The sequence below is a fragment of the Mucilaginibacter psychrotolerans genome (assembly GCF_004519315.1).
Classification (GTDB): domain Bacteria; phylum Bacteroidota; class Bacteroidia; order Sphingobacteriales; family Sphingobacteriaceae; genus Mucilaginibacter; species Mucilaginibacter psychrotolerans.
This window is the reverse complement of the sequence record NZ_SOZE01000024.1, coordinates 1-14,618: the sequence shown is the minus strand read 5'-3', so window position 1 is coordinate 14,618 and position 14,618 is coordinate 1. Positions and strand designations below refer to the sequence as shown.

The window sequence follows — 14,618 nt, the reverse complement described above, 5'->3', positions numbered from 1 at the left end:
AGTATGCAAATTCAAGAGGTAATCAATATCGATCAGGATATTTTAAGCGGGCAACCTGTTTTTACAGGAACCCGTGTGCCAGTTGAATCCCTCTTCGACCACCTTGAAGCCGGTGTTACTTTAGATGAATTCCTAGAGGATTTCCCATCTGTTTCTAGGGAACAGGCGGTTGCGCTTTTAGATGTGGCCAACAAAATTGTTACTTCAAAAGATATCATGAAACTTTATGAAGCTGTTGCTTGATGAGAATCTGCCGAAAAAACTTAAGCTCGATTTTACTGAACACGAAATCTATACTGTCGCCGATAAAGGCTGGAGCGGTATAAAAAATGGTGAACTTTTAAAATTGCTTCTGCTTGAGGGCTTTGACGCATTATTTACGTTTGATAAAAATTTGCAATACCAACAGAATTTCAAAAAATACACTATAACTGTATTTGTTTTGACAGCATCAATCAATACCTATAACGAACTCACCAAACTCAGCCCTAAAGTTAAAGCGCACTTGGATGGCGAAAGTACGAGGCAGTCCACTGTTATTATCATCGCTTAAAACTCCTCCCCCCAATTCCCTATCTTTGCCCTCTCTATGAAATACCTGCGCTGGCTTTTGCTTCCGTTTTCGTTGATTTATGCCCTGGTTGTGCTCTTGCGCAATTGGTTCTACGATGCCGGGCTGTTTAAAAGCCTTGAGTTTGATATGCCCGTCATATCCGTAGGCAACCTGGATGTTGGCGGCGCGGGCAAAAGCCCTATGACGGAGTACCTCATCCGCCTACTGAAAAATGAACACCAACTGGCCACCCTCAGCCGTGGCTACGGAAGAAAAACTAAGGGATTCCTGACTGCCGCCGCAAGTGCCACTGCCACCGATATTGGCGACGAGCCGGCTCAGTTCAGCCATAAATTTCCGGAGGTTACTGTTGCCGTTTGCGAGGACAGGGTTGCTGGTATTGAACAGCTCAAAACATCACACAATTTGATTATCCTGGATGATGCCTACCAGCATCGCGCGGTAAAGCCAGGGCTCAGCATCCTGCTGTTCGATTATAACAAGCTTTATGATACGCGTTTCGTATTACCAGCCGGCAACCTGCGCGAGCCGTTCAGCGGCAAATGGCGGGCCGATATCATGGTGATCACCAAATGCCCCCCTGCCCTAACCGAAGAAGAAATGACCCGCTGCTATTACCGCGTTAATCCGCAAAGCTTTCAGCCCTTGTTCTTCAGCACCATCAACTACCTGCCTCTACAGGATATGCAGCAGCGCCAATTGGGCTATAAAATAGAGGCTGATACCACCGTATTCCTGCTTACCGGCATTGCTAACCCCAAGCCATTGGTAACGCACTTAAAAATGGCTACGCAGCATATCATCCACCATAATTATCCCGACCATCACCCCTTTACCTTAAAAAATATCGCTAAACTTGCTGCTGAGTTTGCTGCCTGCAAAGCACAAAAAAAAGTAATTATCACAACAGAAAAGGATGCGCAGCGTTTAGGGGTACATGACCTGCTCCCCGAGGTGTCGCGACTGTTTATTTTGGTGATACCGATAGGCATTAGTTTTCTGGGCGATGGGCAGCACAACTTCGATAAGTTAATAACAGATTATGTTAGAAAGTATTCAAAATAGCACCAATTATATCAAAAAACGCATCGGCGATTTCGTGCCCGAGTGCGGCATAATCCTTGGCACAGGCCTTGGCGCATTGGTGAACGAGATTGAGGTAGAAAAACAGCTGATGTACAGCAACATACCAGATTTTCCGATGTCGACTCTGGAGTTCCATTCGGGCAAGTTGATATTCGGTACGCTGGCGGGCAAAAAAGTGGTTGCCATGCAGGGCCGCCTGCACTACTATGAGGGTTACACCATGCAGCAGATAACCCTGCCGGTAAGGGTAATGAAACTATTGGGCATTAAAACACTCTTCGTATCAAACGCCAGCGGCTCGCTAAACCCGGCCTTCAGAAAAGGCGATTTGATGGTAATTGAAGACCATATCAACCTGCAGCCCATGAACCCGCTCATCGGCCGCAACGATTCGGAGATGGGCCCGCGTTTCCCGGATATGAGCGAACCTTATAAGCATGAACTAATCGACAAAGCCTTAAAAATTGCGGAGGCCAACAATATCACCTGTCATAAAGGTGTGTACGTAGCCGTAACCGGCCCCAATTTAGAGACCCGTGCCGAATACAAATACCTGCGCATTATAGGCGGTGATGCCGTAGGCATGAGCACCGTGCCCGAGGTAATCGTAGCCAACCATATGGGTCTGCCGGTATTCGCCATATCAGTGCTTACAGATGAAGGCTTCCCCGAAGAACTGAAACCAGTATCGCTTGATGAAATATTGGCAACTGCGCGCGAAGCGGAACCAAAAATGACGCACATCCTTAAAGAACTAATAGCAGGGCTGTAAATGGCAGTTAAGCTAAAATATATACTGCTGGTATTGATTTGCGCTTCGGTACAGGCGGCATTAGGGCAGGTGCGCACCACCTATCCGGGGCAGCAAACTGAACCAGTTTACAGCCGCGATACCACCCGCACCAGAAGCGGTCGTCCCGGAGATTCGCAGAACATCGATTCTATCCGCAAGCGTGAAGCTAACCGCAAGGATTCGGTGGTATTCACATCCAAATTTATCAAAGTAACCAGCGAACGTTTGTTAGCAGATAGTACGCAGCTGTTCCCGTTGGATACCGGGCTGGTAAATTTCGAGAACTACAGCCCGCTGAATCAGCCGCGCAACCCCAAGATACACCTAGGCTACCTGGGTACTCCGCAGCGCGATTTGCTTTTCAACCCGCGCAAAACTATCGGCTTCGATGAAGGCTTGCACATGCTTGATGCCTACCTGATAAACCCGCAGGACATGAATTATTTCAACGCGCGGGTGCCATACACGCTGCTTTCCTTATCTAATACGCTAGGAAGCACCAAGGAACAATATTTTAAAACGCTGCATACCCAAAACGTAAAACCCAACTGGAATGTAGGCTTCATCATGAATTTCAACGGTTCGCGCGGGTACTACAGCAGTAATAACGTGCTCAGGCAAAACGTAGCCGGACTAAACGCGGGGGTGTTTACCTGGTACCATTCGCTCAACCAACGGTACAACCTGTTGGGCAACCTGCTTTTCAACAACCTTAAAACGCCCGAGACCGGATCACTACAAAACGAGGATATTTTCGCCACAACATCGTTCAGCAAGGTTACTGAACCCGTAAAACTGCCCAGCAGCTATAGTAGCTGGAAAAATACCGGGCTTTACTTGAAGCAGTTTTACTACATAGGGCATATAGACAGCCTTAAGAAGGGCACCGGCAGCACCAACGTATTGCCTACCCAGCGCGTGGCTTACACCTTTTACTATAACACCCGCCGTTACGAATACCTGCAAAATGATTTGGATACCTACGGTGTGTTCCCAGATTATTACTTCAGCGCGGGCCGCTCGCGCGACTCACTGAGCGTTACGCATCTGCAGAACGATTTCTCGTACAGTTTTTACCTGCGTGGCAAATCGGTAAAAATGATCAAAAACGAACTGAAGCTGGATGTTGGGCTGGTACAGGATTACTATAAATACAACCAGTACGTAAGCGATACCACCATCAACGAGTTTGGGCGTAAGGTGATGAAACAGGTGAGGGTGCAAAATTCCAGCTTCCAAAATATTACACTCAAGGCCCGCCTTGGTTACCGTTTTAGCGACAGGATAAACCTGGATGGCGATATTCGCCAGATAGTGCAGGGCCGCAACTTTGGCGATTTACTGTACGATGCCAAACTTACCCTTGCCGGCGGCCAAAAAGCGGGGAAGATTGTCTTAGGTGCTTATATTCAAAGCAGTTCGCCCGGGCTGGCTTATTCCGATTGGGTAAGCAACCACTACATCTTCCATACCGATTTTAACAACCAGAAGATAACCAACCTATCGTTTAATTACATCAACGATCTATTGAAGGTGGAACTAAAAGCCGAGTACTTCCTGATAAACGATTATCTGTACTTTGCCGCATCCAAGGGCGGGGTTGACGCCACACCACAGCAATACGGCACGGCCATCAACATGATAAAGCTTAGCGCAAGTAAAAACCTTACCTGGCATAAATTCCATTTCGACAATTATGTGGTTTACCAAAAATCTGATAACCTTACGCTGTTGCGCACGCCCGAGGTTTACGTTTACACCAGTTTGTACCATAACTCCACCTTCTTTGATGTGCTGAAATCAGAGTACGGTGTCAGCCTGCGTTACAACACCGCATACACCGCACCCTCCTATGCCGTTGGCCTGGGCCAGTTTTACAACGGGGCAAACGTAACCTTCACCTCCTACCCTATTGCCAGCGTGTTTTTCAAAGCTACACTGCAACGCACCAACATATTCCTCCAGTACGATTATGCCAACCAAGGTCTTTTTAGCAAGGGGTACTACACGGTAAACAGATATCCCCAACAAGATGCCGCTTTGAAATTTGGGGTAGCGTGGACGTTCTATAATTAAGTTTACAGTAGGCAGTGTGCGGTGGGCAGTTTAGTTTGATAAGTGAGAATTATCTTGGCAGGCAACACACCACCGCAATATGCATGTTAACAGTCAACTGAAAACTATATCCTGCTATTCGCCTACTGCAAACTGAGCACTAAATCCACTGCAAACTGCCCACCGCAAACTGCCAACTGGCTATTACGTTTTCTGTTTCTTCTTATTTGCCGCCGGGAACAACACGTTGTTCAATATCAACCTGTATCCAGGCGAATTAGGGTGTAGCTTAAGGTCGGTAGGCGGGTCGCCAACAGCGTGCTGGTAATCTTCGGGGTCGTGGCCTCCGTAGAAGGTCCACTGGCCTTTGCCAAATTCGCCGTGTATATAACGGGCCTCATTAGCGGTTTTCATTTCGCCCATAATGGTAACGCCGGGTTTCAGGCGATTTTTGTTGTAGGCCGTGGTGAGGCCCATAAAGCCTTTGATCACCTTATCATGGTTTTGGGTAAGCATGCTGGGCACCACATCCCACTTGGCCGAAAAATCGAACAGCGTGAAGAAATCGCGCGTCCGCTCTATCTGCCGCGTTGGCGTAACATCTATATTGCTGAACTGGTGCGATTCGGGGTTCATATCCAGCTGGAAACCCTGAAAGGCGAAGGTTTGGCTGTAATCGAGCTTGCTTTGCGCGGCGGGATCTACGGCATCGCCATCGAACATCGCCCCGCAAATATCAGTATTGGAGGCTGCCAGTGCAATATCGAAGGTATCGGTACCGCTGCACATGGCAAACAGAAAGCCCCCTCCCGCGCAAAAATCGCGGATATGCTGCGCCACCGCCAGCTTCATTTGCGATACCTTTTGAAAGCCCAGCTTCCTGGCCATAGCGTTCTGCGCCTTTACATCATCGTTATACCATTGCGCGTAACGGTAAGCTGCATAAAACTTGCTGAACTGCCCCGTAAAATCCTCGTGGTGCAGGTGCAACCAATCGTACTTGGGTAGGTCGCCCTTTATCACTTCCTCGTCGTATAAAACATCGTAAGGTATCTCGGCATATTTCAAAACCAGGGTAACGGCATCATCCCAGGGCAGCTTGCTCTTGGGCGAATAAACCGCCATTTTGGGTGCTTTCTGCAGCTTCACCAAATCCATGTTTACCGATGGATCGCTCACTTCGTTGATAATCTGTGTAGCGGCGGCATCGGCAATTACCTGGTAGCTTACACCGCGTATCTTGCACTCATCTTCGATACGTTTATCATACTTCATCATGAAGCTACCGCCGCGGTAGTTCAGTAGCCAATCAACCTCCTGCTGCTCTTTCAACACCCAAAAGGCAATCCCGTACGATTTCAGGTGATCTTTCTGCTCCTCGTCCATTGGGATGAGGATGGAGGCTGCCTTTAAGCAGAAAGGTAAAAGCAGAAAGGTAAAAGCTAAAAGATATTTGTATAGTGGTTTAATCACTTTGATTTGCTTGATTGTATTCAAATGTAACGATTAAAGAATAAATGTATTACAGGGTTATGGAATTGCTTAACTTGTTGCATCTTACAGGAAATACAAGTATAACCAACCGGCCAAACACAATCATTATCACATGAACAAAAATTTAATACTCTTGATTTTAATTCTCATTACCAAATACAGTGTTGCTCAAACGGCAGATAGCTTATATGTATTTGTAGGAGAGAAAATCGCGGTAAGCAGGTATAATCCTGCCGACGAAGACCCCGATACGATGAATAGAAAAAATAAGATATACTTCGATGAAGCATTTCATGCGAAATACAGGGTTATCAAAAACGTGTTTAACAAAATAACAAGCGACACTATCTATTTCGATGCTTTTGATCATTACGGCACGCCCCCTTTCTCAAAATACAGGTACGTCTTACTTTTCGTCTCCAAGGAAAACGGGAAGTTTTATCATGAAAAGTACCAGTTCTACAATGTTTACCAAACCAAAAACGGGCGATGGGCTAGTCCCGGCGATCCTTATGCTTTTGACCAGAAGGGCGATACCGAAGTAAAAGCCGTGCCACTGGATTTTAAAGAACCTGTAACTTTTGACGTATCAAAAATCAGCCCCGAAAATATAAAGCGATACTACCCCGCGCCGTATTACAAAATTGAGGGAGGTAAAGCAATAGCGCTGATGGGCAATTACGTAGAGGAGCTGTTTATTGTGAAAAAAGAGGGAGTGCTGGAGGCGAGGGGGATATTCTAAAGGCTAGTCCAAGATTGCCGAAACAATAAGCCCGAGATCCATCAGGCAAACTATCCTCATGAGTTAGCAACAGCTTCTTCAATATCTTCCCTATTGCCAACAACAGAATTTACCTCATCTCGTCCATAAAAGCGGATAATCTCTTTTTTTTCCTCGTCGTTACCCCGCTCAAATACCCGCTTTATAACCGTATCTTTTTGTTCTTGCCAGTTTATTTTATCTATGTCGGTATCCCAAAAAAGTATTTTCCGTAAAATACTCAAATTAGGGTGGTAAGCGGATGCCGCTTTTTGTTTTTCCTTTTTAATTTCATAATGGGCCTGAAGTACCAGCATAGTGCCTTCGGGTAACTCCAATGCCCCATCAATTTTTAAAGATAGACTGGGAGTTAGTGCTCTTCTGCCTTTAGTGATCTCGTTTAAAGTTTGAGGGTATTCCTTTAAAGAAAGCGCAAAAGGCCCCTTTTTAATGTTTCGCTTTTTTAACTCCCGTTCTAATATCAGTCCGGGATGAATTCCTTGGTACTTTTTTATTAGTAAATGCACGTACAAATGTAAACAAATTTGTTTACACAATATTATTTATAAATTATTACAAAAAAAGCCCGGCTTTCGCCAGGCTTTTTAATATGTGCTCGAATTTGACAAATTTTGAAAGTTGTCAAATCTTTAGCGGATTTAAATTATACACCCAACAATAATCTCGTAGGATCTTCCAGCAATTGTTTTACACGTACCAGGAAGCTTACAGATTCGCGGCCATCAATGATGCGGTGGTCGTAAGATAAAGCAAGGTACATCATAGGGCGGATAACTACCTGGCCGTTTACGGCAACAGGGCGCTCAATGATGTTGTGCATACCTAATATCGCCGATTGCGGCGAGTTGATGATCGGCGTAGACATCATAGAGCCGAACACACCACCGTTAGTGATGGTAAAGGTACCACCTGTCATTTCGTCGATAGTCAGTTTGCTTTCGCGGGCTTTGCCTGCTAAAACAACTATTGCTTTCTCTATTTCGGCAAGGCTAAGGCTCTCGGCATTGCGGATAACCGGTACCACCAAACCTTTCGGCGCAGACACAGCTATCGAGATATCAGCAAAGTTGCTATAAACAATCTCTTCGCCATCTATGCGTGCGTTTACGGCAGGCCATTCTTTCAAAGCCTCGGTAACGGCCTTGGTGAAGAACGACATAAAGCCCAGGCCAACACCATGTTTCTCTTTGAATTTATCTTTGTACTTGCCACGCAGCTCCATAATTGGCGACATGTCCACCTCGTTAAAGGTAGTCAGCATAGCGGTTTCGTTCTTCACGGCAACCAAACGCCTTGCTACGGTTTTACGTAACGACGACATTTTTTCGCGGCGATCTGAACGCGGACCTACCGGACCCGAAGGTGCAGCGGCGGGAGCAGCGGCTGGTTTTGCCGCTGGCGCAGGTGTAGCGGCGGCTGGTTTTTGAGCAGATAGCGCATCGCCTTTTGTAATGCGGCCATCAACGCCTGTACCGTTTACAGATGCAGTATCAACACCTTTTTCGGCTAATATTTTTGCAGCAGCAGGCGATGGTGTGCCCGATGCATAAGTTGTTCCCTTAGATGGGGCCGTTTGCGGCGATTCGTTAACTGCATCCGCAACCGCCGGGGTTACAACCGCCGCTTTTCCACCACTAATGCCACCACCTTCAATAACGCAAACCACCGCGCCAATGGCCAGTGTATCGCCTTCTTTGGCTATGGTTTTCAGTGTACCTGCTTTTTCGGCGGTGAGTTCGAAGGTTGCTTTATCAGATTCCAGTTCGGCAATGGCTTCGTCCATTTCTACGGCATCGCCATCCTTCTTCATCCAGCGTGAAAGGGTAACTTCAGTAATAGACTCCCCAACCGTTGGCACTTTTATTTCAAGTGATGAGGCAGCTTCGGTTGGCGCAGGCGCAGGTGCATTTGCAGGTGCTTCGGGGCTAACTGCTTTTGCAGGCACGTCTTTCGCGGCAACCGGGGCGGCAGGTGCTTTATCAGCAGCAGGTGCAGCAGCGTCGGCACCTTCTTCAATAGTAGCAACTACGACACCAATAGCCAATACATCGCCTTCGGCTGCTTTGGTGCTTAAAGTCCCTGCTTTTTCTGCGGTAAGCTCAAAAGTTGCCTTGTCTGATTCCAGCTCAGCTATTACTTCGTCCATTTCCACATGGTCGCCGTCTTTTTTCTTCCAGGCAGATAATGTTACTTCGGTTATGGATTCGCCTACCGGCGGAACTTTTATTTCTAAACTCATGGTATAGTTTTGTAGGTTTCTTTTTTGTTAATGGTTGGAAAGTTGAAAGGTTTGAAAGTTGGAAAAGTTGGAAGGTTAAGCGTTAGAACTTTTCAACCTTACAACCTTTCAACATTTAACTATCCCCTCAATCTGCACCCGCGTTTGCCATTTTTTCGGTTGTCTTTTTGATCGATGCCTTTACGGTTTTGCCGGCAGGGGTATCAAAGGCTTTGGCAACAATGTGTGCCTGCTGTGCGGCATGCTGTTTGGCAAAGCCGGTAGCAGTACTGCTGCCCTCTAAGCGCGATATCACCTGCAGGTTAAAGTGCTTGTCGTTATGGAACTTACGGCAGATGTATGGCCATGCGCCCATGTTCTCGGGCTCTTCCTGCACCCAAATAAATTCGGTTGCCTTTTCGTATTTGGCTTTTATCTTGATGATCTGCTGTATAGGCGTTGGGTACAATTGCTCTACGCGCACGATGGCAACATCCTTACGTTTATCCACCTGTTGTTTTTCCTGAAGATCGTAGTATATCTTACCGGTACAAAGCAACACGCGTTTTACTTTTTTAACATCAGCGTAGCCGTCGTCAATCAGTTCCTGGAATTTACCTTGAGTAAATTCTTCTATCGGCGATACACATTTAGGACTTCTTAATAAGCTCTTTGGCGTAAAGATGATCAGCGGCTTACGGAAATCGCGGTGTATCTGCCTCCTTAATATATGGAAGAAGTTGGCCGGCGTGGTGCAATTGGCCACCTGTATGTTATCATCAGCGCAAAGTTCTAAAAAGCGCTCAACACGGGCCGATGAGTGCTCCGGGCCCTGGCCTTCATAACCATGCGGAAGCAGCATTACCAAACCGTTGCCGCGCTGCCATTTGGTTTCGGCACTGGCAATATACTGGTCAACGATGATTTGCGCGCCGTTGAAGAAATCGCCGAACTGCGCTTCCCATATCGTTAATGCATTAGGATTGGCCATGGCGTAACCATATTCAAAACCTAAAACACCATATTCTGATAACAGGGAATTGAAAATGCTGAGTCTGGTTTCTGGGTTTACAGTGTCTAATGGTGTGTATTCGTTCTCGCTATCTGCCAATGTTAATACCGCATGGCGATGCGAGAATGTACCGCGTTTAACGTCCTCACCGCTCAACCTAACGGGGATACCTTCTTTTAATAAAGTTCCGTACGCAAGCAACTCGCCCATTGCCCAATCGAATACGCCGGTTTTGTTTACCATGGCGTTGCGGTCTTCAAACAGTTTCTCAATTTTCTTGAAGAACTGCTTATCAGTTGGCAGCGTTGTTAATTTGTTGCCTATGGCTATAATATCTTCTTGTGGCACGGCGGTGTCAATAGCCGATATCAATTCCTTGTGATTGGCCAAGTGTAAGCCGGTCCAGGCACCTTCAAACATGGCTATGGTATCGGTAAAGCGATCTTCGGCTTTCGATTCATCCAGCATCTGCTGCAGTTCTGCACGGAAATCTTTCTCCAGCGTTTTCACGAATGCTTCGTCAACGGAGCCTTCTGCAATCAGTTTCTTGCTGTAAATCTGTAATGGATTTGGATGCGCCTCGATAGCTTTGTACAACACAGGTTGTGTGAATTTAGGCTCATCTGCTTCGTTATGGCCGTAGCGACGGTAGCACAGGATATCGATAAATACATCCTCGTTAAATACCTGCCTGTATTCCATAGCAAAGTTAACTACATAAGCCAAAGCTTCTACGTCATCGCCATTTACGTGGAAAACAGGCGACAATACGGTTTTAGCTACGTCGGTACAATAAGTACTCGAGCGCGCATCTTTATAATTGGTGGTAAAACCTATCTGGTTATTGATAACCAGGTGAATGGTGCCGCCCGTGCGGTAACCATCGAGTTTTTCCATCTGCAACACCTCGTAAACAATACCCTGGCCTGCTACAGAAGCATCGCCATGTATCAATATCGGGGCTATTTTAGAGTGATCGCCGTTGTATTTGAAATCTATTTTAGAGCGGGTGATCCCTTCCACAACCGGGTCTACCGCCTCTAAGTGCGATGGGTTGGGGCAAAGGCTCAAGTGCACGTTCTTGCCGCTTTTAGTAGTGATATCGGTAGAAAAACCCAGGTGGTACTTTACGTCGCCACCGAAAGGAGATTCCGAATCATAATTTTTGCCTTCAAATTCAGAGAACACCTCTTTGTAGGTTTTCTCCATAATATTGGTAAGCACATTTAAACGGCCGCGGTGCGCCATACCGATGATGAACTCCTGTATGCCCAGTTCCGAACCTTGCTTGATAACCGAATCCAATGCTGGAATAAGCGCTTCGGCACCTTCTAAAGAGAAACGTTTCTGGCCGAGGAATTTGGTACCCAAAAAGTTTTCGAAAACAACGGCCTCATTCAACTTCGAAAGCATCATCTTCTTCTCATCAACACTGAATTTTGGCGTGTTGCGCTTGGTCTCCATCCGCTCTTCGAACCATTTTATTTTAATGGGGTTGCGGATGTAGCGATATTCGGCACCGATGGCGCGGCAGTAAGTATCTTCTAAAAGCTGGCGTATGTCGCGCAGTTTGGCGGGGCCGAGATTAACCTCTACACCGGCGTTGAAAACGGTATCCAGGTCCTTTTCGCTCAGGCCAAAAGTTTCCAGTTCTTTGCCAGGGAAATACTTGCGACGCTCGCGCACGGGGTTGGTTTTGGTGAACAAATGGCCGCGCGTGCGGTAGCCATCAATCATGTTCATCACGTTGATTTCTTTCAGCAGGTTTTCGGGCAGTTGGCCTGCCGCAGGGGCCGCAGCCTTTGCAGGCTGCGATTCCTTACCGAAATCGAAGCCTTCGAAAAACTTTTGCCACCCGTAATCTACCGATTCCGGGTCTTGTTTATATGCTTCGTATAATGAGTCGATATATGCTGCGTTTCCGCTATCAATATAATTTAGGCTATCCATGAGAAACCGTTCTTGTAAAACAGTGCAAAATTAAGCATAATAGTACAATTAGCCCCAAATTATATGTTATAACTTTGCAAGTAATTTCACGCTAACGCGGTAAATTATCGTTAAATGCAATACCAGGCTGTAAATGGAAAAATTGGTTGTGTTCAACTAACCTTGACGGAGTTACTCAAAAAAAGATTCCTACCGCGTTAAACCGACTTGAATATGATTATTGCTGCAGCCGGGAACTAAGCAACCTTTACAAACGCGTTAGATGATTTCTTCGCTTTCGAGCAGGAAGGTTGTAAAGGCCGCTACCGGCTCAACTCCCTATTTACACATTATAAACTGATTGGATGTTGCATTAATTCCGATGCAGCACTTTGTGCAGGTAACTCCGCACATAACCCACCGCTTCAAAAAGCACAGCCAGCAGGCCGATGATGATGGTAAGTTGTTCGAAGGAGTTCATATACGGATATATACGATTAGACCGGGCTTTTATTGCTTTGTTACGCAGATACCGGCAGCCAGGTGTTAATGAAATCACTTTTACTATCGAGCTGATTTGCAGGCTTTGCCGCATTGAAAAAACGGTTGCTCTTCGTATCGTTGCCAACGCCTGCTACAAAGGCCCAATTGCCCCAGTTGCTGGCGGGCGAGTAATCTATTAGCTTTTCTTCGAAGTAAAGCGCGCCTCGTGTCCAATCTACCTGTAGCTCTTTGGTAAGGTAAGTAGCCAGTGCCTGACGGCTATAATTGCTAATGAAGCCGGTAGCGTTAAGCTCGTGCATAGCGGCATCTATATATGGCACGCCGGTTTCACCAGCTTTCCAATGCTCAAAAAGCTCGTCCTGGTTGGTTGCAGCTTCCGGCGCCTCGCCGCTGAAGCCTTCGGCACGGAAGTATTTTTGCCCGTGCTTTTTAAACATAAAGCGAAAATAATCGCGCCATAGCAGTTCCAACATCAATGCATCGCCATTTTGCAGGCTACTGCGATGCTTTACTGCCTCCCAATACATCTGCCTTGGCGATATGCAGCCTACCGCCAGCCAGGGCGAAAGACAGGAAGATGTACCTCCGGCGTTCTTGCCGTTTTTTTGCCCGCAGTTTTGTTGGCTGATGAGATATTGCTCCAGCCGGGCAAGACCCGCGGTTTCACCGCCTATGAAGAAGTTGGTCGCACGTAGATCGTCTACAGGCTCTGGCACGCCTAAATCGGCCAGAGTTGGTAATTCGCCCGCATCGGTAATGGCCGGCGTAGTGATATTTTCGGGATAAGCCGTGCATTGGCGTACGCTGCTATCGCGTTCTACCTTCTTTTTAAAGGCTACAAAACTATCGGGAATATCTTTTATAGGGAAAGGTAAATCCTCCTTATGATACATGGTATGGCCGATGAAATGCTTCAGATTCAGCTTCATTTTCCAGAGGGCGGCCTCTACGCGTTCGGATGCGTCAGTTTCCTCAGGTGCTACCTCCCGGTGGTGGTACACTTCGCATACCTGGTACTCCTCGGCCAGTTGGGTAAGCACCTGGGCAGGGTCGCCGGTGCGGATGATTAGCTCGGCACCGAATTGTTGCAGATTTTGCCGCAGGTTGGCCACCGACTGTAACAGGAAACGCGCCCTGAAACTACCTGTTTTTAAAGAACCTGATGTACTGGTTTTGAAATAGTAGGGGTCGAAGATATATACGGGCAATACGTTATCGGCTTTGCGTAGTGCTTCTGATAATATTTCATTATCGTGTAAACGCAAATCGTTTCTAAACCAAACCAATATAGTCCTTTCGCTCATCGGGGAGAAAAATCTAAAGCTATTTAGATTGATTTCAAAGATGCTAATTATTTATGAGAGCCTGAAAAGCAGATGCGATATATGACAGGATGTTAACATTTGTATAAACCGGCATAAGTTCAACTGCAAACCCCATAAAAATTACAAATAGCTCATTAAGAAGAAATTGAGAACAATGACAACAGATTTCTGTAAACCCCTGTAAACCATTTTCTATCTCATTTATATAAGCACTTTACATGGTTGGCGATTGCTGGTATATGGTCCATTGCTGGCTTTTATCGCCGGTTTTAGGCGCAAGTATTACCTGGGTATTTACCTCGCTATCGCCCGGCGAAGTAATGTATTGCTCGGTGCCTTTTAATTTGATGAGGTAGGTATCTTTGCCAGCGGGCTCGAAATCGTACAGCTGGCTGCTCTTTAATTGTTCCAGTGGCTGCTCGTTAAAGGCCGTCCCGGCTTCGGTGCCAAGGGCCTCCATGGTTTTGTTACTGAAAAGATTTTTTAATTGATAGGTGTTGCCTTCAACCTGCTTAAAATCCCAGGTCATGCACTTCCAATCCTGAGGCGCATAAAGCACTATCGGGGTACCGTTTTTACTATTGGCATCCTTTATCCTCAGCAGCAGGCCGGTTTGTACATTTTTTATAGCGTAGGTGCCTTTAATGGCCTGGCCATAGCCTATACCAAAAAACATCATCATAGCCACTATACAAGTTACAAGCTTTTTCATAGCACTCTCTTATTTAGGGTTTGGTGAATAAGTCGACTGCCCTATATATTTAAAAGCAGTCTTTTCGGAGTGTATTTACCACTGTTTTGGATATGGTACCAGATAGGCACTAATTGTTCTTTTAGATAAGTTGCC

General features: G+C 46.4%; 12 protein-coding genes. 6 read left to right on the top strand and 6 right to left on the bottom strand.

The window, feature by feature from the left end:
• Nucleotides 1-3 precede the first annotated feature (3 nt).
• Genes E2R66_RS19985 through E2R66_RS19965 form a run of 5 tightly spaced genes read left to right on the top strand, consistent with a single transcriptional unit; the run spans nt 4 to nt 4,529 of the window.
• On the top strand, nt 4-243 hold the full coding sequence (locus E2R66_RS19985; protein ID WP_133233894.1) for a DUF433 domain-containing protein: 240 nt from the start codon (nt 4-6) through the stop codon (nt 241-243).
• Nucleotides 227-553, top strand: coding sequence for a DUF5615 family PIN-like protein (locus tag E2R66_RS19980; protein ID WP_133233892.1), 327 nt, complete (start codon nt 227-229; stop codon nt 551-553). The genes E2R66_RS19985 and E2R66_RS19980 overlap by 17 nt, the downstream gene beginning before the upstream one ends.
• Before the next feature lie 36 nt (nt 554-589).
• Nucleotides 590-1,639: a tetraacyldisaccharide 4'-kinase gene (lpxK, locus tag E2R66_RS19975; RefSeq protein WP_133233890.1), complete on the top strand. Its 1,050-nt coding sequence runs from the start codon at nt 590-592 to the stop codon at nt 1,637-1,639.
• A complete protein-coding gene (locus E2R66_RS19970; protein ID WP_133233888.1) occupies nt 1,617-2,432 on the top strand; it encodes a purine-nucleoside phosphorylase in 816 nt (271 codons plus the stop codon). Before lpxK ends, E2R66_RS19970 begins: the two co-directional genes overlap by 23 nt.
• The gene (locus E2R66_RS19965) at nt 2,433-4,529 is read left to right on the top strand and encodes a putative porin (protein ID WP_133233886.1); all 2,097 of its coding nucleotides are present in this window, start codon (nt 2,433-2,435) and stop codon (nt 4,527-4,529) included.
• 183 nt (nt 4,530-4,712) lie between these two features.
• On the opposite strand, the gene E2R66_RS19960 is transcribed toward E2R66_RS19965, so the two are convergent.
• On the bottom strand, nt 4,713-5,894 hold the full coding sequence (locus E2R66_RS19960) for an asparagine synthetase B (protein ID WP_192901997.1): 1,182 nt from the start codon (nt 5,892-5,894) through the stop codon (nt 4,713-4,715).
• Between the two features lie 220 nt (nt 5,895-6,114).
• Here E2R66_RS19960 and E2R66_RS19955 point away from each other — a divergent pair, with 220 nt between their 5' ends.
• On the top strand, nt 6,115-6,744 hold the full coding sequence (locus tag E2R66_RS19955; protein ID WP_133233884.1) for a hypothetical protein: 630 nt from the start codon (nt 6,115-6,117) through the stop codon (nt 6,742-6,744).
• A 56-nt stretch (nt 6,745-6,800) separates the two neighbouring features.
• Here E2R66_RS19955 and E2R66_RS19950 read toward each other — a convergent pair whose 3' ends face one another.
• The 5 genes from E2R66_RS19950 to E2R66_RS19930 all read right to left on the bottom strand — a co-directional run bounded on the left by E2R66_RS19950 (nt 6,801) and on the right by E2R66_RS19930 (nt 14,483).
• Entirely contained in the window at nt 6,801-7,289 is a 489-nt protein-coding gene (locus E2R66_RS19950) for a helix-turn-helix transcriptional regulator (protein ID WP_133233882.1), read from the bottom strand.
• A gap of 137 nt (nt 7,290-7,426) precedes the next feature.
• Nucleotides 7,427-9,022: a 2-oxoglutarate dehydrogenase complex dihydrolipoyllysine-residue succinyltransferase gene (odhB, locus tag E2R66_RS19945; RefSeq protein WP_133233879.1), complete on the bottom strand. Its 1,596-nt coding sequence runs from the start codon at nt 9,020-9,022 to the stop codon at nt 7,427-7,429.
• Nucleotides 9,023-9,149: 127 nt separating this feature from the next.
• The gene (locus tag E2R66_RS19940; protein WP_133233876.1) at nt 9,150-11,963 is read right to left on the bottom strand and encodes a 2-oxoglutarate dehydrogenase E1 component; all 2,814 of its coding nucleotides are present in this window, start codon (nt 11,961-11,963) and stop codon (nt 9,150-9,152) included.
• A 500-nt stretch (nt 11,964-12,463) separates the two neighbouring features.
• On the bottom strand, nt 12,464-13,750 hold the full coding sequence (locus E2R66_RS19935; protein WP_133233874.1) for a DASH family cryptochrome: 1,287 nt from the start codon (nt 13,748-13,750) through the stop codon (nt 12,464-12,466).
• A 235-nt stretch (nt 13,751-13,985) separates the two neighbouring features.
• Nucleotides 13,986-14,483 carry an RICIN domain-containing protein gene (locus E2R66_RS19930; protein WP_133233872.1) on the bottom strand — a complete coding sequence of 166 codons (498 nt, stop codon included), beginning with the start codon at nt 14,481-14,483 and terminating at the stop codon, nt 13,986-13,988.
• Nucleotides 14,484-14,618 lie beyond the last annotated feature (135 nt).

Coding starts and splice junctions, on each gene's coding strand:
- E2R66_RS19985 (WP_133233894.1), top strand. CDS start 4: ATGCAAATTCAAGAGGTAATCAATATCGATCAGGATATTTTAAGCGGG.
- E2R66_RS19980 (WP_133233892.1), top strand. CDS start 227: ATGAAGCTGTTGCTTGATGAGAATCTGCCGAAAAAACTTAAGCTCGAT.
- lpxK (WP_133233890.1), top strand. CDS start 590: ATGAAATACCTGCGCTGGCTTTTGCTTCCGTTTTCGTTGATTTATGCC.
- E2R66_RS19970 (WP_133233888.1), top strand. CDS start 1,617: ATGTTAGAAAGTATTCAAAATAGCACCAATTATATCAAAAAACGCATC.
- E2R66_RS19965 (WP_133233886.1), top strand. CDS start 2,433: ATGGCAGTTAAGCTAAAATATATACTGCTGGTATTGATTTGCGCTTCG.
- E2R66_RS19960 (WP_192901997.1), bottom strand. CDS start 5,894: ATGGACGAGGAGCAGAAAGATCACCTGAAATCGTACGGGATTGCCTTT.
- E2R66_RS19955 (WP_133233884.1), top strand. CDS start 6,115: ATGAACAAAAATTTAATACTCTTGATTTTAATTCTCATTACCAAATAC.
- odhB (WP_133233879.1), bottom strand. CDS start 9,022: ATGAGTTTAGAAATAAAAGTTCCGCCGGTAGGCGAATCCATAACCGAA.
- E2R66_RS19940 (WP_133233876.1), bottom strand. CDS start 11,963: ATGGATAGCCTAAATTATATTGATAGCGGAAACGCAGCATATATCGAC.
- E2R66_RS19935 (WP_133233874.1), bottom strand. CDS start 13,750: ATGAGCGAAAGGACTATATTGGTTTGGTTTAGAAACGATTTGCGTTTA.
- E2R66_RS19930 (WP_133233872.1), bottom strand. CDS start 14,483: ATGAAAAAGCTTGTAACTTGTATAGTGGCTATGATGATGTTTTTTGGT.